Annotated in this window: 14 protein-coding genes; 7 read left to right on the top strand and 7 right to left on the bottom strand. The window is 68.5% G+C overall.

Annotated elements, in window-relative coordinates:
• Nucleotides 1-192: 192 nt before the first annotated feature.
• A complete protein-coding gene (locus C1A30_RS36130; RefSeq protein ID WP_235010147.1) occupies nucleotides 193-1,848 on the top strand; it encodes a hypothetical protein in 1,656 nt (551 codons plus the stop codon).
• Nucleotides 1,849-1,952: 104 nt separating this feature from the next.
• Nucleotides 1,953-3,293 carry a UDP-glucose/GDP-mannose dehydrogenase family protein gene (locus tag C1A30_RS22630; RefSeq protein WP_101950625.1) on the top strand — a complete coding sequence of 447 codons (1,341 nt, stop codon included), beginning with the start codon at nucleotides 1,953-1,955 and terminating at the stop codon, nucleotides 3,291-3,293.
• On the opposite strand, the gene C1A30_RS22625 is transcribed toward C1A30_RS22630, so the two are convergent.
• Nucleotides 3,271-3,891 carry a TetR/AcrR family transcriptional regulator gene (locus C1A30_RS22625; protein ID WP_101950624.1) on the bottom strand — a complete coding sequence of 207 codons (621 nt, stop codon included), beginning with the start codon at nucleotides 3,889-3,891 and terminating at the stop codon, nucleotides 3,271-3,273. The two genes, C1A30_RS22630 and C1A30_RS22625, sit on opposite strands and share 23 nt — an antisense overlap.
• Nucleotides 3,892-3,955: 64 nt before the next feature.
• On the opposite strand from C1A30_RS22625, the gene C1A30_RS22620 reads away from it, so the two are divergent.
• From C1A30_RS22620 to rfbA, 4 genes are read left to right on the top strand one after another with little or no spacing between them, the layout of a single operon-like run.
• Nucleotides 3,956-5,281: a cytochrome P450 gene (locus C1A30_RS22620; protein WP_101950623.1), complete on the top strand. Its 1,326-nt coding sequence runs from the start codon at nucleotides 3,956-3,958 to the stop codon at nucleotides 5,279-5,281.
• A gap of 1 nt (nucleotide 5,282) precedes the next feature.
• The gene (locus tag C1A30_RS22615; RefSeq protein WP_101950622.1) at nucleotides 5,283-6,035 is read left to right on the top strand and encodes a maleylpyruvate isomerase family mycothiol-dependent enzyme; all 753 of its coding nucleotides are present in this window, start codon (nucleotides 5,283-5,285) and stop codon (nucleotides 6,033-6,035) included.
• A 19-nt stretch (nucleotides 6,036-6,054) separates the two neighbouring features.
• A complete protein-coding gene (locus C1A30_RS22610) occupies nucleotides 6,055-6,402 on the top strand; it encodes a nuclear transport factor 2 family protein (RefSeq protein ID WP_067808917.1) in 348 nt (115 codons plus the stop codon).
• A complete protein-coding gene (rfbA, locus tag C1A30_RS22605; RefSeq protein WP_101950621.1) occupies nucleotides 6,402-7,274 on the top strand; it encodes a glucose-1-phosphate thymidylyltransferase RfbA in 873 nt (290 codons plus the stop codon). Before C1A30_RS22610 ends, rfbA begins: the two co-directional genes overlap by 1 nt.
• On the opposite strand, the gene C1A30_RS22600 is transcribed toward rfbA, so the two are convergent.
• Nucleotides 7,219-8,478: a YibE/F family protein gene (locus tag C1A30_RS22600; protein WP_101950620.1), complete on the bottom strand. Its 1,260-nt coding sequence runs from the start codon at nucleotides 8,476-8,478 to the stop codon at nucleotides 7,219-7,221. The genes rfbA and C1A30_RS22600 overlap by 56 nt on opposite strands.
• 47 nt (nucleotides 8,479-8,525) lie before the next feature.
• Here C1A30_RS22600 and C1A30_RS22595 point away from each other — a divergent pair, with 47 nt between their 5' ends.
• Nucleotides 8,526-9,239 (top strand): enoyl-CoA hydratase/isomerase family protein, encoded by a 714-nt coding sequence (locus C1A30_RS22595; RefSeq protein WP_101952811.1) that lies wholly within the window; start codon nucleotides 8,526-8,528, stop codon nucleotides 9,237-9,239.
• Between the two features lie 75 nt (nucleotides 9,240-9,314).
• Here the strand turns inward: C1A30_RS22595 and C1A30_RS22590 are convergent, their stop codons facing one another.
• From C1A30_RS22590 to C1A30_RS22570, 5 genes are all read right to left on the bottom strand, one after another.
• Entirely contained in the window at nucleotides 9,315-10,589 is a 1,275-nt protein-coding gene (locus C1A30_RS22590) for a pyridoxal phosphate-dependent aminotransferase (RefSeq protein WP_101950619.1), read from the bottom strand.
• A 38-nt stretch (nucleotides 10,590-10,627) separates the two neighbouring features.
• Nucleotides 10,628-13,519 carry a heterodisulfide reductase-related iron-sulfur binding cluster gene (locus C1A30_RS22585; RefSeq protein WP_200828401.1) on the bottom strand — a complete coding sequence of 964 codons (2,892 nt, stop codon included), beginning with the start codon at nucleotides 13,517-13,519 and terminating at the stop codon, nucleotides 10,628-10,630.
• A 126-nt stretch (nucleotides 13,520-13,645) separates the two neighbouring features.
• Nucleotides 13,646-15,358 (bottom strand): Hsp70 family protein, encoded by a 1,713-nt coding sequence (locus tag C1A30_RS22580; protein WP_101950618.1) that lies wholly within the window; start codon nucleotides 15,356-15,358, stop codon nucleotides 13,646-13,648.
• A gap of 107 nt (nucleotides 15,359-15,465) precedes the next feature.
• Nucleotides 15,466-17,979, bottom strand: a complete 2,514-nt coding sequence (gene iniR, locus C1A30_RS22575; RefSeq protein ID WP_101950617.1) for an isoniazid response ATPase/transcriptional regulator IniR — start codon at nucleotides 17,977-17,979, stop codon at nucleotides 15,466-15,468.
• A 3-nt stretch (nucleotides 17,980-17,982) separates the two neighbouring features.
• Nucleotides 17,983-19,755, bottom strand: coding sequence for an Hsp70 family protein (locus C1A30_RS22570; protein ID WP_101950616.1), 1,773 nt, complete (start codon nucleotides 19,753-19,755; stop codon nucleotides 17,983-17,985).
• Between the last annotated feature and the right edge of the window lie 101 nt (nucleotides 19,756-19,856).

Raw genomic sequence — 19,856 nt, 5'->3', positions numbered from 1 at the left:
TGAACGGGCCGACGCCCGTTGTCGTTGACCCGAGTAGGGTTTTATTACCGGCGCAGGTGACCGCTTCTCAGCTAACGCCGCGGGATGTAACGGCCAGGCTGGCTGCGACGATGAATCATCGGGTCGTCGGCTCGTATTTGGTGAGGCCTGAACGGAAATCTAGATAGCGTAGCAAACACTTTTGGAGGGTCAGTGGACATCGTATTAGGTGTGTCAATGACACCTACGACGGTCCGCATGGTGCTGGTTGAGGGCGAGAAGGCCGACGGCGCGATCGTCGATCACGACGCTTTCGACGTGGCTGCTGTCGACGGCTCAGCAACGTCTGCCAACGCGGCAGAACAGGTCGTCGAGGCCATCCTCGGCACCAAGGAGAGCGCCGCCGCAGGCGGTCATCATCTCAAGTCGATCGGCGTCACGTGGAGCGACCACGCCGAGGCGTCCACACTGCGCGACACACTGGCCGCCCGCGGCATCGACGACGTGATGCTGGTCTCCGACGGCCACGCCGCCGGGGCCCTCGCCCAAGCGGTGGGACGCGCCGTCGGATACGCCACCACCGCGCTGCTGTTCATCGATCGCGACACCGCCACCCTGTCGGTGGTGCAGACCGAGGACGGTTCGATCGTCAAGGTGCTGAGTCGCTCGCTGCACAGCGGTGACGCGATGGCCGTGCTCGCGGACATGGCCGCCGCCGTCGACGCGCAGGACTCGCCGCCGCAAGGCATGTTCGTCGTCGGCTCCGGCGTCGACGTCAGCGCCGTGAAGGCGCATCTCGAGCACCTCGTCAGCATCCCCGTCAGCGCGCCTGACGACGCCGACGTCGCGTTGGCCCGCGGCGCGGCGCTGGCCTCTGCGCACGCGCCCGCTCTCGAAGCCTCCACCGTCGGCCTTGCCTACTCGCAAGACCCCGACGGCACCACCGCAGGCAATGCGTACACCGCGCTCGCCGCGGCCGAGACCCAGATGGCACCCCTCGATGCCGACGCGCGGACCGACCTCGAGGAAGTAGCTCCCGAAGAGGGACGTAAGCCATTCCTGCTCGTCGGCAGCGCGCTGACCTCGATCTTCGTGATCGGCGTTGTGGCACTTGTTATTTCGCTGGCCGTGAGCATCCGGCCGACGGTTGACCAGCGACCCGATCCCGGGCCGAACGCCATCGCGCCCACCAAGGTGGCCCCGCCCGCCGCACCGGCCCCGGTGCAGGCGCGCCCTGATCGGAGAGGCCGGAGGTGGGAGAGGTGCTACTGCCGTGGCCCAGGGACGCCGGCCCGCGGTTGGACCGGCACCCGACCCCGGGCCGACAGCCCGCGCGCCCCCCAGGGGCGCCCCCCGCCGCCGCACCGGCCCCGGTGCAGGAGGCACAACAGCCCATCGCGCCGCCGGCACCCCCGCCCGCGGCCGAGACCATCAAGCCGCCGGTGCCGGTCGCCGTGCAGGAAGCGCCCGCGCCCAAGCAGGCGCCGCGTCAGGTGTTCGTCGAGCAGGCGCCCGCCCCGCAGGCGCCGCCGCCCGCACCGGCCGCACCGCCGCCCGCTCCCGAGGCGCCGCCCGCGCCGCCTCCTGTGGCGCCCGCGCCGGTTCCGTACATCCCGCCGCCGGTGTACAACCCGCCCATCTACAACCCGTACATCCCGCCGCCCGCGTACTACCCACGGCCCAAACCGCCGTGGAGTCCGCCGTGGCAGCACGACGAGCCGGACTATCCGCAGTCACCCGGGCACGGAGGCGACTACCCGGGCCCCGGTGGCGGAGGCAATTACCCCGGCAACGGTGGCGGATACCCCGGCGGCGGATACCCGGGCTCCGGCGGCGGTCACGGCGGTCGCGGACCCAGCTGCTTCCTGATCTTCTGCCGCGGCTGACCGTCGAACACCACTGGTAACCCAGCGTTGGTCTGACGCTTGGGTTCACGTAGCGGTTAGCTCATCGCGGCTGCATATAGAAGCAGTATGCGATGCACCGTATTCGGCACGGGCTATCTCGGCGCGACACACGCCGCCGGCATGGCCGAACTCGGCCACGACGTGATCGGTGTCGACATCGACGCAGGCAAGGTCGCCAAGTTGTCCTCCGGCGACATCCCGTTCTACGAGCCTGGTCTGCGGAAGGTGTTGAGCGACAACATCGCTGCGGGCCGGCTGCGGTTCACCACCGACTACGACGAGGCGGCGGACTTCGCCGACGTGCATTTCCTCGGCGTCGGAACACCGCAGAAGAAGGGCGAATACGGCGCCGATCTGCGCCACGTGCACGCCGTCATCGACGCGCTGGTGCCGCGGCTGCGCAGGTCCGTGGTGATCGTCGGCAAGTCGACGGTGCCCGTCGGCACCGCCGCCGACCTCTCGCACCGCGCACGCGAGCTTGCCCCTGCGGGGGTCGACGTCGAGATCGCCTGGAATCCCGAGTTCCTGCGTGAGGGCTTCGCCGTCTACGACACACTGCATCCGGACCGCATTGTGCTTGGCGTGCAACGTGATTCGACCCACGCCGAGGACGCGATCCGCGAACTGTACGCCCCGCTGCTGGCCGACGGCGCGCCGTTGCTGGTCACCGATTTGCAGACCGCCGAACTGGTCAAGGTGTCGGCCAACGCGTTTCTCGCGACGAAGATCTCGTTCATCAACGCGATCTCCGAGGTGTGCGAAGCCGTCGACGCCGACGTCACCCTGCTTGCCGACGCGCTGGGCTACGACCCCCGCATCGGGCGTCGATTCCTCAACGCGGGCCTCGGATTCGGCGGCGGCTGCCTGCCCAAGGACATCCGCGCGTTCATGGCCCGCGCCGGTGAACTGGGCGCCAACCATGCGCTGACGTTCCTGCGCGAGGTCGACAGCATCAACATGCGGCGCCGCACCAGGATGGTGGAGTTGGCGACCAAGGCGTGCGGCGGGTCGCTGCTTGGCGCCAACATCGCGGTGCTCGGCGCCGCGTTCAAGCCGGAGTCCGACGACGTCCGTGACTCGCCCGCGCTCAACGTCGCGGGCATGCTGCAACTCAACGGCGCCACGGTCAACGTCTACGACCCCAAGGCGATCGAGAACTCGCAGCGGCTGTTCCCGACGCTGAACTACTCGACGTCGGTGGTCGAGGCCGCGGACCGCGCCGACGCCGTGTTGGTGCTCACCGAATGGCGCGAGTTCGTCGAACTCGACCCCGCCGCACTGGCCGGCACCGTACGCGCGAAAGTCATTGTGGACGGCCGCAATTGCCTCGACACCGGACAGTGGGCCAACGCGGGATGGCGGATCTACTGCCTCGGCAGGAGCGTCAGCCTGCCGACGCCTGTTTGAGCATGCCGTCGAAGCCCTGCCACAGCAGCATGTAGACGAGTTCGACGACCCGCTCGCGAGGCACGTCGCGGTTCTCGTACCACCAGGTGGCCACCCCTGAACACGCCGACTGCGTGGCGCGGGCCAGGATCCAGGCCGCGTCGTCGACGGTGATCCCCTTCACCGACTTCGCGTCCGCCGCCCCGAATCGGATCAGATCGGCGATGGCCGCGGTGCCCCGGTCGGCGATCTCCTGACAGACCGCGGCGACCTCCGGATCGGCGGGCGGATCGCGGTGCAAAAACCGCCACATGAACGGGTCGTGCTCGACGGATTCGAAGTAGCTTTCGATGCTCGCCCGGACCAACTGCTGCGCCGACGCGCCCTCGACGTGCCGCAGCGAGCGGTTCCTGATCTGCTCGGCGTGCTGTTCGAGCAGCGTGATGTGCAGTTCGCGTTTGGAGCCGAAATGGTCGTAGAGCACCGACGGCACCACGCCCGCGCGGGCGGCGATGTCCTGCATCTTCGCCTCGGCGAAACCGTGCTCGGCGAAGGTCTCGACCGCCGCATCGAGGATGCGGGCCCGTCGCTGTGCCGCCGGAATCCGCGTCCTTGCCATACCGAATTGTAATTCGGTAAGCTCGCAGAACATAACCGAACCACAATTCGGTTGGAGGAGTCGCATGGGCGTCATCAAGCACCGCATCCGCTGGCTTGCCATGCACGGCGTCGTCCGTGCCACCTCGCGGAGGCTCGCCCGTCGCGGCGACCCGCAGGGCCGGCTCATCTCCGATCGCCAGTTGCGCCGCAACCCCGTCCCGTTCATCGACGAACTGCGCGGCATGGGGCCGATCGTCAAGTGCCGGCTGATGTACATGACCGTCGACCACAAGATCGCCAACGACCTGCTGCGCTCCGACGACTTCCGTGTCATCGCATTCGGGTCCACCCTGCCCAAACCGCTGCAGTGGGTGGTCCGGCACACCGATCCGGGGCTGCTACATCCGGTGGAGCCGCCGTCGATGCTGTCGGTCGAACCGCCCGACCACACCCGGTACCGCAAACTGGTGTCGTCGGTGTTCACCACCAGAGCCGTTGCGGCGCTGCGGGATCGGGTGCAGGCCACCGCGGATCGGTTGCTCGACGAACTGATCGACGATGGGGGCACCGTGGACATCGTCGACCGGTATTGCTCCCAGTTGCCCGTCACCGTGATCGGCGACATCCTCGGCGTGCCCGACGAGGCGCGGCCACGCATTCTGGAATTCGGTGAGCTCGGCGCACCGAGCCTCGACATGGGGGTCAGTTGGCAGCAGTACCGCCAGGTGTACCGCGGCATCGAGGGCTTCAACAACTGGCTGTCCGATCATCTGGATCATTTGCGGCGCAACCCCGGTGACGACCTGATGAGCCAGCTGATCCAGGCGTCGGCAAACAGCGCCGAAGGCGCGCGGCTGAGCAACGATGAGCTGCTGGCCACCGCAGGCCTCGTGCTGGCGGCCGGCTTCGAAACCACAGTGAACTTGCTGGGCAACGGAATTCGGATGCTGCTCGACGCGCCCGAGCAACTGGAGAAGCTGCAGGCGCAGCCGGAGTTGTGGCCCACCGCGGTCGAGGAGATTCTGCGCCTGGAGTCGCCGGTCCAGATGACGGCCAGGGTGGCGGCCGTCGACACCGAACTGCCCGGCGCGGTGGTCCGCGCCGGCGAGGGCATCATCATCTACCTGGCAGGCGCCAACCGCGATCCGAAGGTGTTCGCCGATCCGCACCGCTTCGACGTCGAACGCGAGAACGCGGGCAAGCATCTGTCGTTCTCCGGCGGCAGGCACTTCTGCCTCGGCGCCGCGTTGGCCCGCCAGGAAGGCCAGGTCGGGCTGCGCACGTTCTTCGAGCGCTTCCCGGATGCGCGACTTGCCGGCAACGGCAGCCGTCGCGACACCCGGGTGTTGCGGGGATGGGCATCCCTACCGATCACACTTGGAAGGGCGCGCACCGCTGTAGGTTCGTAGCGTGGATTTTCGAGCGGCGCTGCGCGATCAGACCCGGGACTTCGGCGAGCTCATCCGTGGAGCGGACCCGTCGACGCCCGTACCGACCTGCCCCGACTGGACGATCAAACAGCTGTTCCGCCACGTCGGACGCGGAAACCGTTGGGCTGCACAGATCATCGCCGACCGCAGATCCGAACCGTTGGACCCGCGTGATGTCCGCGACGGCAAACCACCCGACGACATCGACGGCGCGATCGACTGGCTGAACGCGAGCGCGGACCTGGTCATCGACGCGGTGGACCGCGTCGGACCAGAGACCCGGGTGTGGACGTTTCTGGGCCTACGTCCGTGCGGCTGGTGGATCCGTCGGCGACTGCACGAGGCCACCGTGCACCGCGCCGACGCCGCAATGGCGTTGGGGGTGGATTACGACCTGCCCGCTGAGGTGGCCGCCGACGCGATCAGCGAATGGATCGAGCGGGTCAGCGTCGAAGCAAGACCGCGCGCGTTGCCCCTCGCCCTCGGGCAGACGCTGCACCTGCACGCGACCGACGACGGGCTGGGCCCCAGCGGGGAGTGGACCATCACCAGTGACGCCGAGGACGGCATCACCTGGTCGCACGAACACGGCAAGGGCGACGCCGCACTGCGCGGGGCGGCCAAGGATCTGTTGCTGGCCATCGTGCGCAGGCGCACCGCCGCCGACAGCGGAATCGAGGTGTTCGGCGACGCCGCCGTCTGGGACGGCTGGCTGGAGCACACACCGTTCTAGGAAGGCGTACGTTCTCGACATGACCACATCGGAGATCGCCACCGTCCTCGCCTGGCATGACGCGCTCAACGAGCAGGATTACGACACCCTGGCGCAGGTGTCCAGCGACGACATCGAATTCGGTGACGCCAACGGCGCGGGCCAGGGCCATGAGGCGTTGATCCAGTGGGCGCAGTCGTTGTCCGTGACCGCCGCCGACCCTGGCCGGATGTATGTGCGCGACGGCGTGGTGGTCGCCGAGGAGCAGGACGGCGCAGGCGTGGCCTTCCGGGTGGTGCACGACCATGTCACCTCGGTCTTCCGGCACCCCGACCTGGCCAGCGCGCTCGCCGCGACCGAGTTGACCGAAAAGGATCTCGCAGGCTGATGCGCGGGATCATCCTTGCCGGCGGATCGGGCACCCGGCTGTATCCGATCACCAAGGGTGCGTCGAAACAGTTGATGCCCGTGTACGACAAGCCGATGATCTACTACCCGCTGTCGACGCTGATGATGGCGGGCATCCGCGACATCCTGGTCATCACCACACCCGAGGACGCGGAGGCGTTCCAGCGATTACTGGGCGACGGTTCGGATTTCGGGATCAACATCAGCTACGCGGTGCAGCCGAAACCCGACGGTCTGGCGCAGGCGTTCGTGATCGGCGCGGACCACATCGGCAACGGCCCGGTGGGATTGGTGTTGGGCGACAACATCTTCTACGGCCCAGGTCTGGGTACCAGTCTGCACCGCTTCCAAACCATCAGTGGCGGAGCGATTTTCGCCTACTGGGTGGCCAACCCGACGGCCTACGGCGTCGTCGAATTCTCGGCGGACGGGACGGCGCTGTCCATCGAGGAGAAGCCGGCCACCCCGAAGTCGAACTACGCGGTGCCGGGATTGTACTTCTACGACAACGACGTCATCGAGATCGCGCGTTCGCTGAAACCCTCTGCGCGAGGCGAATACGAGATCACCGAGGTCAACCAGACGTATCTGAACCAGGGCAGGCTGAAGGTCGAGGTGCTGGCCCGCGGCACCGCGTGGCTGGACACCGGCACGTTCGACTCACTGCTGGACGCGGGCGACTACGTCCGCACCATCGAACGCAGGCAGGGGCTCAAGATCAGCGTGCCCGAAGAGGTGGCATGGCGCGTCGGCTTCATCGACGACGACCAACTGGCCGCCCGCGCGCGCACCCTGCTCAAGTCCGGCTACGGCGCCTACCTGCTGGAGTTGCTCGAGCGGCCTCCGGGGTAGCGAGCACGGCGGCGATCGCCGTCGTCAACGGCACCGACAACGCCAACGCGATACCGCCGACCGCCGAACGGGCGACCTCGATGGCCACGCTCTCACTGGTCAACACGTCGCCGAGCGACCGGTTGGCCACGCTGAACAACAGCAGCAGCGGCAGCGCGCTACCCGCATAGGCCAGCACCAGTGTGTAGACGGTGCTGGCGATGTGGTCGCGGCCCACCCGCATGGCACCGAGGAAGATCGCCCTGCGACTGACCCCGGTCTCGGCCAACTCGAACACGGTCGACGCCTGGGTAACCGTGACGTCGTTGAGCACACCGAGCGAGCCGATGATGAACCCGGCCAACAGCAACCCTGTGATCGACACGTTGCCCATATACGCGGCGACCTCGTTGTTCTGATCCTCGGACAGGCCGGTCAGATGCGCCAATTCGATTGCGCCCCACGACAACAGGGCGGCGAGCAGCAGCGCGGTCAAGGTACCGAGCAGTGCCGCGCTGGTGCGCAGGCTCACCCCGTGAGCCAGATAGATCACCGCGTACAGGATGGCTGCCGATGCGACGAGGGCGACCGGAATCGCCGACGCGCCGTCGCGCAGGGCGGGCAGCAGGAAGACCACCAGCACCACGAACGCGACGACGATGCCGATCATCGCGCGCAGCCCGCGCCAACCCGCCACCGCGACGATGACGACCGCGAACACTGCCGCCAACGCGATCAGCGGCCACGTCCGCTCGTAGTCGTAGAACGCGTAACTGGTCGCGCCGCCGGCATCGACCTGACGGCTGATCCGGACGTGGTCGCCTGCGGCGAGGTGCGGCTGGCCGGGTCCCTGACTGAACTCGAGCATTGTGTTGGCGCCCTTGTTGGGGCCGGAGTCGATGCTGATCAATGACTGCACACACGGGCCGCCGCCCTCCGGCCCCGGCGCCGGGTCGGCGGTCAGCACGGCGCCGTTCGACGGGCTGCCGCATGACGCCACCTTGCTGGACAGCACATGTCCGGCCTCGGTGGTGACCGATCCGCCCGCGGCGTTCTGGAACGGCAGCGGGATGTCGACCTTCTCGTGGCTGGGCCACAGCCAGACCGCGCCCGCGAGCACCGCGACGCCGATCGCGATCAGTGCCCCGATCACGACTTTGGCGGCGGTGGGCCCCAAGGGGGCCTGGCCGCCCATGGAGTGCGAATGGGCGTGCGAGTGCGTCACGCGCAACAGGGTAGACGCGGGGGCTGGGCGTGATTTACAACATGTCGATGAGTAGGGACATCGAGACGCGGGTCGCCGACGACGGAGTCGCGACGCTGACGCTGGCGCGGCCGGAGCGGCGCAACGCGCTGTCGATCAAGTTGCGTGACGAGATCACCGCGCAACTCGACGACTGGGCCGCGGACGCGGGCGTGCGTGTGGTGGTGCTGACCGGGTCGGGGCCGACCTTCTGCGCGGGCTTCGACCTCAACGAGTTCGGCCAACGCGAGCTTGCCACCCAGATCAAGGACAGCTCCCGTCGATATCACCGTGCGGTGTGGAACTTCCCGAAGCCGCTGGTGGCCGCGGTCAACGGGCCCGCGATGGGCGGCGGGATGGACCTCAGCGTGCTCTGCGACTGCAGAATCGCTTCCACCGCAGCGGTTTTCGGGCATCCCGAGATCAAGTTCGGCGCTGCGCCGCTGTTCACACCGCTGCAGTGGATCGTCGGGTTGGGCAATGCCCGCGAACTGTGCCTGACGGGACGGCGGATCGACGCGGCAGAAGCGCTGCGCATCGGCCTGGTCACCCGCGTGACCGAACCCGACGAGTTGCACAGCGAGGCGTTCGCGATGGCGCGGTCGATCATCGAGGCCCCGCAGGCCGCGCTCGAAGCCGCAAAGCGTTACCTGATCAGCAGTGCCAGCGCGACATTCGACGAGGCCTTCGCCGTCGAGCATGACAAGGTGTTCGACGACTTTCTGATCGGCCCGGCGGGGTGATCGTGCGCGAAACTGGAGTTGCCGTGGAAAAGTTCGAGTGAGGCCCACGATAACTACAGCCTCGCGGAAACGGGCTTACTGCCGGTACGACGACAGGAAGTTGCCGAGCCGCTCGATCGCGTTGGCGAGGTCGCGTGACCACGGCAGCGTCACGATGCGCAGGTGATCCGGTGTCGGCCAATTGAATCCGGTGCCCTGGGTGACCAGGATCTTCTCCTGCAGCAGCAGGTCGAGCACCAGCTGCTCGTCGTCGTGGATGTCGTAGACCTCGGGATCCAGGCGCGGGAACGCATACAGCGCGCCCTCGGGCTTCACGCACGACACCCCGGGGATCTCGTTGAGCTTGGCCCATGCGACGTCTCGCTGCTCGCGCAGCCTGCCGCCGGGCAACACCAGATCCTCGATGCTCTGGTGGCCGCCGAGGGCAACCTGAATGGCGTGCTGCGCAGGCACGTTCGGGCACAGCCGCATGTTGGCCAACAGGCTGATGCCCTCGATGAAGCTGGCCGCATGTTCCTTGGGACCGGTGATGACCAGCCACCCGGACCGGTAACCGGCGACCCGGTATGCCTTCGACAGCCCGTTGAACGTCAGCGTCAGCACATCGGGCGCCACCGACGCCATTGCGATGTGCTTGGCGTCGTCGTAGAGGATCTTGTCATAGATCTCGTCGGCCAACAGCAGCAGCTGATGCCTACGCGCGAGATCCGCTATCTGCGTGAGAGTTTCGCGGCTGTATACCGCACCCGTCGGATTGTTCGGGTTGATCACCACGATCGCCTTGGTGCGGTCGGTGATCTTCGACTCCAGATCGGCGATGTCGGGCATCCAGCCCTGCGTCTCGTCGCACATGTAGTGCACCGGGGTGCCGCCCGCCAGCGACGTGCACGCCGTCCACAGCGGATAGTCCGGCGCGGGAATCAGCACCTGGTCGCCGTTGTCCAACAGCGCCTGCAACGTCATCTGGATGAGTTCGGACGCGCCGTTGCCGAGGTAGACGTCATCGACATCGAACTTCGGGAAGCCGTCCACGAGTTCGTAGCGGGTGAACACCGCGCGACGGGCAGGCATGATGCCCTTGGAATCCGAGTAGCCCTGCGCGTAGGGCAGCGCGGAGATGATGTCGCGCATGATCACGTCGGGCGCCTCGAAGCCGAACGGCGCGGGGTTGCCGATGTTCAACTTGAGGATGCGGTGACCTTCGGCCTCCAGTCGTGCCGCGTGATCGTGCACCGGACCGCGGATCTCGTACAGCACGTCCTGCAGCTTGGACGACTGCGTGAACGTGCGCGGCCGCGGATGATGCCCGGTGGTCTGCCACGGCACATGGTGGGTGGTCACGTGGTCCATGATCGCACCGGAGTCCAATTAATTAGCAAAGACGCTGGTTATCGCTTACCAGGCGGACGTGCGCCCTTGGCGATACCCAGGCCCTTCACGGGCGGCTGTGGCTTCTCGCCGTTGCCATCGGTGGAAGGCTCAGGCGCAGCGCTGGATTCACTCTCTGACGGCGATTCTGGTTGCGGCGCAGCCGGTTTCGGTGCCGCTGCGGCCTTCTTGGCACCCGGTCGACGGGCGCCGGGCGCGATGCCCAGACCTTTGACCTCCGGCTCGGGCTTGGCGGGTTGCGCCTCGGCCGGTTTCTCGGCGGCAGGCGCGGCAGGCTGGGCCTTCTTGGCCCCGGGCCGCTTGGCGCCCGCGGCGATGCCGAGGCCCTTGACCTCGGGTTCTGCCTTGGCAGGCGCCTCCGCGGTGGACGCCTCGGGTGCCGCGGCCTTCTTCGCACCGGGACGCTTCGCGCCCGCCGCGATGCCCAGCCCCTTGGCGGGCGCAGCGGGTGCCTCCGCACTCGGCGCGGCCTTCTTCGCGCCGGGGCGCTTGGCACCGCCCGCGATGCCGAGGCCTGTGACCGGCTTCGTCTCGGCAGGCTCAGCCTTGGGCTCCGGCTTGGCTTCGGGTTCGGCGACCGCCGTCGACGCCTCCACCTTCGGCGCCGCCTTCGCCGCACGCTCCTCGGCTTCCTTTGCCGCCGTGCCCTTTTCGGGCAGCGTGACGCCGCTCTTGTCCAGCGACCCCAGCAGCAGCTGGGCCACGTCGAGCACCTCGACCTTCTCGATGTCCCTGGCGGCGGAGACGTCGTCGACACCGTCGGTCATCATCACCCGGCAGAACGGGCAGCCGGTCGCGATCGCCGACGCGCCGGTGTCGATCGCCTCCTCGGTGCGCTCGGCGTTGACGCGCTTGCCGATGTGCTCTTCCATCCACATCCGCGCGCCGCCCGCGCCGCAGCACAGGCCGCGGTCGGCGTGCCGGGGCATCTCGGTCAGCTGGGCGCCCGAGGCCCCGATCAGCTCACGCGGCGCCTCGTACACCTTGTTGTGCCTGCCGAGGTAGCACGGGTCGTGATAGGTGACGTCGCGTCCGCCGTCGGGCGCGGTGACCGGCACCAGCTTCTTGTCCCGGATCAGCCGGTTCAGCAGCTGGGTGTGGTGCAGCACGGTGTAGTTGCCGCCGACCTGCGGGTACTCGCGGCCCAGCGTGTTGAAGCAGTGCGGGCAGGTGACGACGACCTTGCGGTCCACCCGCTCCACACCTTCGAAGAGGTCATTGAGGGTCTCGACGTTCTGCGCGGCCAACTGCTGGAACAGGAACTCGTTGCCCGACCGGCGGGCCGAGTCGCCGTTGCAGGTCTCGCCCTCGCCGAGCACCAGATACTTCACGCCCGCGATCGCGAGTAGTTCGGCGACGGCCTTGGTGGTCTTCTTCGCGCGGTCCTCGTAGGCGCCCGCGCAGCCGACCCAGAACAGGTACTCGTAGCCCTCGAAGGACTCGACGTCCTTGCCGTACACCGGCACGTCGAAGTCGACCTCGTCGATCCAGTTGGTGCGGTCCTTGGCGTTCTGACCCCACGGATTGCCCTTGGTCTCAAGGTTTTTGAACAACACGCCGAGTTCGGACGGGAACTCCGACTCCATCATCACCTGGTAGCGACGCATGTCGACGATGTGGTCGATGTGCTCGATGTCCACCGGGCACTGCTCGACGCACGCGCCACACGTGGTGCACGACCACAGCACATCGGGGTCGATGACGCCGAGTTGTTCGGCCGTGCCCACCAGCGGGCGGGTGGCCTGCAAAGGGCCGGAGCCCAGCACCCGTTCGAAGCCGGATTCAGGAACGTGGTGCTGCTCGTCGTGCTTCTCCCCGCGCAGTTCTTCGCCGAGACCGCCCTCGGGCGTGTTCTCCAGCGGCGTCTCCTTGTCGCCGAGGATGTAGGGCGCCTTGGCGAACAGATGATCGCGCAGGTTCATGATCACGAGCTTGGGCGACAGCGGCTTGCCGGTGTTCCACGCCGGGCACTGCGACTGGCAGCGACCACACTCCGTACAGGTGGTGAAGTCGAGGTAGCCCTTCCAGGTGAAGTCCTCGATCTTGCCGCGGCCGAGCACGGCGTCCTCGGCGGGATCCTCGAAGTCGACCGGAACACCGTTGGACTCGACCGGCAGCAGCGGCCCGAGGCCGTCGGGCAGTCGCTTGAAGGTGACGTTGATCGGCGCGAGACCGATGTGCAGGTGCTTGGAGTGCAGCACGATCAACAGGAAGACCAGCATCACGCCGATGTGCAGCAGCAGCGCGATGGTCTCGATCCATTCGTTGGCGGTGTGGCCGAGCGGATTGAGCACCGCGCCCATCAACTGCGAGAAGAACGCCCCGTTGCCGTACGGCAGGGTGTCGTTGTTCACCGCGGCGCCGCGCACCAGGGCGTAGGTCCAGATGACGTTGAAGATCATGAACAGGATCAGCCACGCGCCGCCGGTGTGCGAGCCGTAGAACCGCGACTCGCGGCCGTGCTGCTTGGGCTCCTGCATCACGCGGATGATCGCGAACGTGATGATGCCGAGCAGCACCGCGACGGCGAAGAAGTCCTGCAGGAAGCCCAGGGCGTCCCAACGGCCGATGAACGGGATGTGGAAATCGTCGACGAACAGCAGGCCGTAGGCCTCCAGGTACACCGACGCGAGGATGAAGAAGCCCCACATCGTGAAGAAGTGGGCGATACCGGGGATCGACCAGCGCAGGAGCCGGGTTTGCCCGAAGACTTCTTCGATCTGGGTGGTGATGCGCTTGCCCAGGTGGTCCTTGCGGTTGTTCTCCGGGCTGGTCGGGGCACCGGAGCGGATCAGCTTCGTCAGCCACAGCACCCGTTTGGCGGCGAACACCAGCACGAGTGCCGTCAATCCGAGGCCGACGACGAGCCTGATCAGCATCTGGGTTTCCACCGCGTGCCTCCCGTTTCGCAAGTTACCCAAGGGTAACTTATCCCATGTTACTGGCCAGTAACTTTCGCTGGATGCCAGCTCATAGTTGCATCCAGCCGGGAAACGCCGCTACAAAGGCTCCCCTAACTACGCCTCGGGGGTGGTCGAGGTGCCGCCGTCGCCGGTGCCGGCGGCACCCGTCTGCGAGCCGGGTCCGCTTGTCTCCGTTCCGGTTCCGGTACCACCGGTTTCGGTACCGCCGGTCCCGGTGCCGGTGCCGGATCCGTCGCCGGGGCCTGGATCGATCGGCGGGGGCTTGGGCGACGTCGGCGGCTCGGGCGACGTGGGTGGAGTCTCGGACGTCGGCGGCGGAGTGGGATCCGTCGGCTCCGGCGTCTCTGGCGTCTCGGATGTCGGGGGAGGGGCCACCGGCGGTTGATGCGGCACGGGCGCCTGCGGCTGCACTCGCCGCGGCGCCTGAAAGCGGGGCGCGGGTTGCTGCACCACGACGGTGGTGATTTGAGGGGCCTGCGGCGCCGGGGTAGCTGGGAGAGTGGCCGGCGCCGCAGGCGGTTGGGGGGTGGTCGTGGTGGTCGACGTGCTTGCCGCGTCGACCGGTGTCGTCGCGGTGTCGTTGAGGAGCGTGAAGCCGAACACCGCTGCGGCGACGGCCGCGGCGACCGCCGAGAGCCCGAACAACACCAGCGGACTGCGCCGCGGTGGCTCGTCGTCGCGCCACTGCTCGCGGCGGAAGGACACCTCGGGGCGGGACTGGGTCGCGTCGCTGTAGGGCAGCACGTCCTGGCTGACGTCGCCCTCGGACCAGGCCAGCGGCTGCGCGGCAGGCACCAGTGCGGTGGCGGTCGGCGTCAGCACGGTGGCTTCGTCGACGACGCGGCTTCGGTGCGCGATCAGCGCGGCGCCCTCGGCGGCGGTCAGCGCGGGCGAACGCGTGGTGACGACGGGGGCGCGCAGATGTTCGGACAGCCGCTGGGTGATCAGCGGTATCCGCGCTCCGCCACCGACAGTGGCGACGGCAGTGACACTGGCTGCGGGCACGCCGTAGCGCTCCAGCGTATCGTCAAGTGCGGCAAGGAAATCCGTGAGTGGCGCCCGCATCAGGTCCTCGAGTTCGGTGCGGGTGACGCGGATGTCCGCGCGTTGGCCGGGCAGGTCGGCGACCACCGCCGTCGCGGTTTCCGCGGACAGTCGCTCCTTGGCCCGCCTGCATTCGTCGCGCAACCGCACCAGCGAACCGACCATCGCGGTGCCCGACGGGTCGATGTCGGCGAGTCCGCCGACCACGTGCGCCAGCAGCGCCTGATCGATCAGATCGCCGGAGAAATCGCAGAATCGGACCGTCTCGCCGAACACCGAGAAGTCCCGTGCCGCATTGGCCAGCGTGATGCTGGTGCCGCTGCCACCGAAGTCGCACAGCACGATGACGCCGTGCGTGGGCAGGCCCGGGTTGTTGCGCAACGCCGTCAGCGCCGCCGTCGCATCGGACACCACCGGCAGCTTGCCGCGCAGGTTCCTGCGCAGAATGTCGGCGATCGACGGACGCCAGTGCGCGGGCACCGTCACCGCGGCGTCGGTCACCGGCAACCCGTCGGTGATCGCGTCGGCCATCGCGGCCAGTGCGTCGGCGAGCAGGCGCTCCGACCGGTACGTGGCGCCGTCGGGTGCGATCAGCGGCACCGGGTCGCCGACGCGGTCGACGAACCCGGTCAGTCGTTGACCGTGCAGGGTCAGCTCGGCGGGACGCAGGATGGCGGCATACCCGTCGCGGGTGCCGGCGAGGTTCGTCGCGCCGACCGACAGGCCGATCGAACGGCCGTGGTTGCCTGGCGAATTCAACATGCGATCGACGGTATGGCGAACGGCGTTACAGCAAATCCGGTGCCGCACCCGTCACTGGGCCGGGCCCGATAGGGGATCTTGGTTAGGGGATTGCGCCGCGTTGGGGGTTACGACTGAGACGTCAGCATGGCGCGCAGCATCGACAACATCTCGGAGCGGGATTCGGCGCCGAGCCTGCGCCGGATCCGCGCCACGTGATGTTCGACGGTCTTGGCCGAGATGAACAGTTGGCTGCCGATATCGCGGTACGGCATCCCGAGCAACAGCAGTTCGGCGACTTCGCGCTCACGGTCCGACAGCCGCGACGACGTGGGCCGCGGCTTGCCTTCCGCGACGGGCGCCGTCGGCTCCAGCCCTGGCGGCTCGTCGACGGCAGCGGTCTGTTTGAGGTCGCGGGCCAGTTGCAGCATCGCGCCGGAGACGCGACCATCCGGCGTCTGCAGCGCGGCCTGGCTGGCCAGTCGGGTGCCGTCCCATGTCATGCCGAACTGTGACAACCCGCGCGCCGCGGAGGTCACCTCGTCCACGTCGACGTGGTTGGCCAGTACCCGCAGCCAGGTGCGGCCCGCCTTGGCGAGCGCCTTGGCGAACGCGCTGTGCGGCGCCGCGGCCGTCAGCGCCTGACCATGGGGCGCAACGGCTTCCGGCGAATTGGCCAGGATGCCCGCGTGCACGCCCGCCCAGTGCAACGGCACTGACCACAGCACGGGATTGTCGAGCGACTCGAGCAGTCCGAACGCCTCGGTCATCGTGTGTTGCAGCCGATCGACCAACCGCATCCTTGCGGCGGCCACCCACAGTTCGCCCAGCGGCAGCAGGCAGAACAGGTCGGGTGAGTATTCGGCAAGCACTTCCATCGCGGCATACCAATGCTTCTGCACGCCGCCGGTGTCGCCGCTGCGTCTGGCGATCGCGGTCTGCAACGCGGCGGCCCACAACGCGTCGCGGCGGTGCAGCGCAACATCGGCCGTCGACGCGACGTCGGCCGCCGCTGCCGACAATTGACCGTCCTGCATGCGCACCCAGCCGTGCAGCAGGCGGTGCCGATGCACGGTGAAGGGTTCGTCTGCCCCAGTGCGGACGGCACGGCCGATCACGCTGCGGGCGCGCACCGGATCGCCGCCGTGCAGCGCGGCCAACGTCACCAGCGCCGCGGGGGTGTCCGGTGCGACACCCGTCGGGAGTTGTTCGGCGGTGATCGACTGGCTGAGCCGCGCAATGGCAGTGGGGAACGGTTGGTCCAGCGACAGCAGCAGCCCTTCGGCGAGGCTGCGGGCGGCGCGGGCGGTGGACGTCGGTGGCCCGGCGGTCTCGGCGCTCAGCGCGGTCCGCGCCGCCTCGGCGTCACCCGCGGCGATCGCGACGACGGCCCCCGCCGCACTGATGAAGGTGTCCGGATACGGCCCCAGCCAACGGAACAGGTCGGCCGCCTGGGTGGCGCTGCCGTCGTGCATCGCGATGCTGGCGGCGATGCGGACCGCCGCCACCCGCTCGGCCATGTCCTCGGACCCGAGCAGTTCGTCGGCCAGTCGGCCCGCGGCGGTGCAGTCACCGGTCTGTGCCAGCGCGTCGGCAAGCCGGGCGGACAGCGCCGTCGCGCCCGCGTCGGCGGCGGCCCGGTACAGCCGGGCGGCGCGCGCCGGGTGACCATGGGCGCGGGATGCGAGGTCGGTCAGCGCGGCCGCAAGCCGGTCGTCGCGCAGCCCGTGTTCGGCCATCCGTAACGCGAGATCACTTGACAGCGTTGATGATTCGAGTTGGGACACCAGCAGTGACAGCTCGGTGTCGTGGTGGCGCGCCGCGCCGATGATGCCCGCGATGCAGCGGTGCACCGACCGGATGAAGGTCTGGCTGTGCGACGGCTCGATCAGCCCGCTGGCACGCGCGCGGTCGACGAGATCCTGCGCCTCCTCGGCGCCGACCCGCAGCGCCGCCGCGACGTCGTCAGGTCCCAGATCCGGGCTCAGCGACGACACCAGCAGCGTGTCGAGCAACGGTTCCTCGAGGTGGCGCAGTCGCTCGATCAACGCGAACCGCGCGGCCTGCATGATCGCGTTCGCAGGGGCCTCACCGTCGGGTGAGACCGCCGCCGCGATCGCTGGCCGCAGCAGGAACGGCAGCCCCGCGGTCGCGACCATCAGCGACCGGATGATCTCGGAACTCGTTGAGCTACCCAGTGTTTCGGTCGTGAGCCGGTTGACCTCGGCCGGGCTGAACGCGCCAAGCGAGACGACAGGGTTCTCCCGCTCGATGGCGATGCGCAGCGTCCGCAGCGCCTGCCGGTGGGCGAGGGGTTCGGCGGCGACGACGACTGTCGATACCGGATCGGCGACCAGGTCCGCGACGACACCGAGTTGTGTGTCGTCGAGCAGGTGCGCGTCGTCGATGACGACCGCCGACGCCGTCTCGTCGCCATTTCTCGGCGGCCGGGTCAGCACCGCGACCTCCGCGGTGCGCAACGCCGACCGGATCGCTGCGAGTACCGAAGTCTTACCGGTGCCGATGCCGCCGGAGACCAGCACCTTGACCGGCGCGGTCGGCGCGGCCGTCACAGCCGCGACCACGTCGCGTGCGGCCGGCGGGATGTCGGTCAGCGGATCGGACGCCGGGCTGGTGACCATGGCTCACGGTGTGGTCGTCACCGGCGACAACGCGGCGGCCGTGGTGGTGGTCTCCTGCTGTTGTGTGGTCGTCGGCGGCTGGGTGGTCGTGGTCGGAGGCTTGGTCGTGGTGGTGGTCGGCGGGGTGGTCGTCGTGGTGGTGGTGGTCGTCGTCGTTGTCGTGGTAATCGTGGTGGTGGTGGTCGTCGGGCTGGTGGTTTCGCTCGGCGACGGCGGCGGCGACGGCACGACCGTCGTGCTCGGCTCCCCGTTGGGGCCGGTGACGGTGACCGTCACGGGTGCGCCCTCGGTGACCGGTTCGGTGGGCTTGGGCCCGGTTTCGCCCTGCGTCGCCGTCTCGGTCACCGGGTTGGAGCTGCCGCTGCCGCTGGTCAGCGTGATCGCCAGCCCGCCGATCGCCAACAGCACCGCGGCGGCCGCCGCGCCGAACAGCACGGGCGGACGCTTGTACCACGGCAGCGGGCCGGTCTCGGGCCCGTAGCCCTCCTCTTCGTGCGAGAACTCCATCTGCGGCCGCGCGCCGGTGACGCCCTGGTCGAAGGTGTAGTCCTCACCGGAGTACGGCACCGGTTCGCCGGGCGTATCGTCCTGCGACCACGCCAACGCGCGGAAGGTGGAGGATCCGGCGTCGTCAGCCGCCGCCACGCCCGCCGCGCCTGCCGCCCACCCGGCTGCGGCCATGCCCGTCGGCGCATCGGCGGCCGGCGCCAAACCCGTGGGCGCCATGCCGGTCGGGGCGTCGGCCTCCAGGCCGCGTTCGGCGGCCAGCGCCGCGCCGGTCGCGATGTTGACCCCGGACTGCGGCGTGGTGACGACGGGGGCGCGTAATCGCGCCGAGAGCTGCTGGGTGACCAGCGGAATGTTGGCCCCGCCGCCGACGGTCGCCACCGCCGAGACGTTCGCCACCGCAATGTTGTTGCGCTGCAACGTTTCTTCGATGGTATTGAGCAGCCCGGCGAGCGGCTCGGCGATGATGGTCTCGAGTTCGTTCCTGGTCACCCTGACGTCGGAGTTGAACCCGGGCAGTTCGACGGGCACGACGGTCGCGGTCTCAGCGGACAGCCGCTCCTTGGCCAACCTGGCGTCCTCGCGCAACCGGGCCAGCGAGCCAAGGCCCAGCGTGCCGGTCGGATCGGCATTGCTTGCGTCGGCGATACCCGCCAGCACGTGGTTGAGCAATCCCTGGTCGATCTGGTCGCCGGAGAAGTCGGGATACCGGACGGTCTGACCTATGGGGGCGAAGTTCGCGGCCGCGTCGGCCAGCGTGACGCTGGTGCCGCTGGCGCCGAGGTCCACCAGCGCGACCACGCCCGTCGACGGCAATCCCGGTGCGGCCTGCAAAGCGGCAAGGGCGGCAACGGAATCCGGGATGAGCGCGGCCGGCACCCCGTTGGGGGCGAGGCTCTGCTTCGCGCGCAGCGCGCCCCGCAGCGCACCGATGGTGCCGGGACCCCAGTGCGCGGGTACCGCGATCGCGACGGGCGAGCCGCCACCGACCGCCTGCGCCATCGCATCGAGCGCCTCCACCAGCACCCGCTCCCCTCGGTGCGGAGAGCCGTCGGTGGCGACCAGCGGAACCGGGTCACCGACCCGCTCGACGAAGCCGGTCAGCACCAGACCCGGTTGGGTCAAATTCGGGTTCTCGCTCGGCACCCCGACTTCAGGTGCCCGGTCGTTGAACAACGTGAGCACCGAACGGCGCATGACCGGCGGGCGGCCGATCCTGGCGGCCACCAAGTTGGTCATCCCGATGGACAACCCAAGTGAGTCGTTCATGGTCTCCTCGTGTTCGACCGTTCAAAACCATAGCCGCTGATTCCCCTAATGGGTGGTAAACCCCTAACGCCGCGTCCCCTAATGCCCCAGCGGCAGAGCTG

Source organism: Mycobacterium sp. 3519A (assembly GCF_900240945.1).
In the GTDB taxonomy this organism is placed as follows: Bacteria; Actinomycetota; Actinomycetes; order Mycobacteriales; family Mycobacteriaceae; genus Mycobacterium.
The sequence above is the reverse complement of the archived record's forward strand: the minus strand, read 5'-3'. Positions and strand labels throughout refer to the sequence as shown.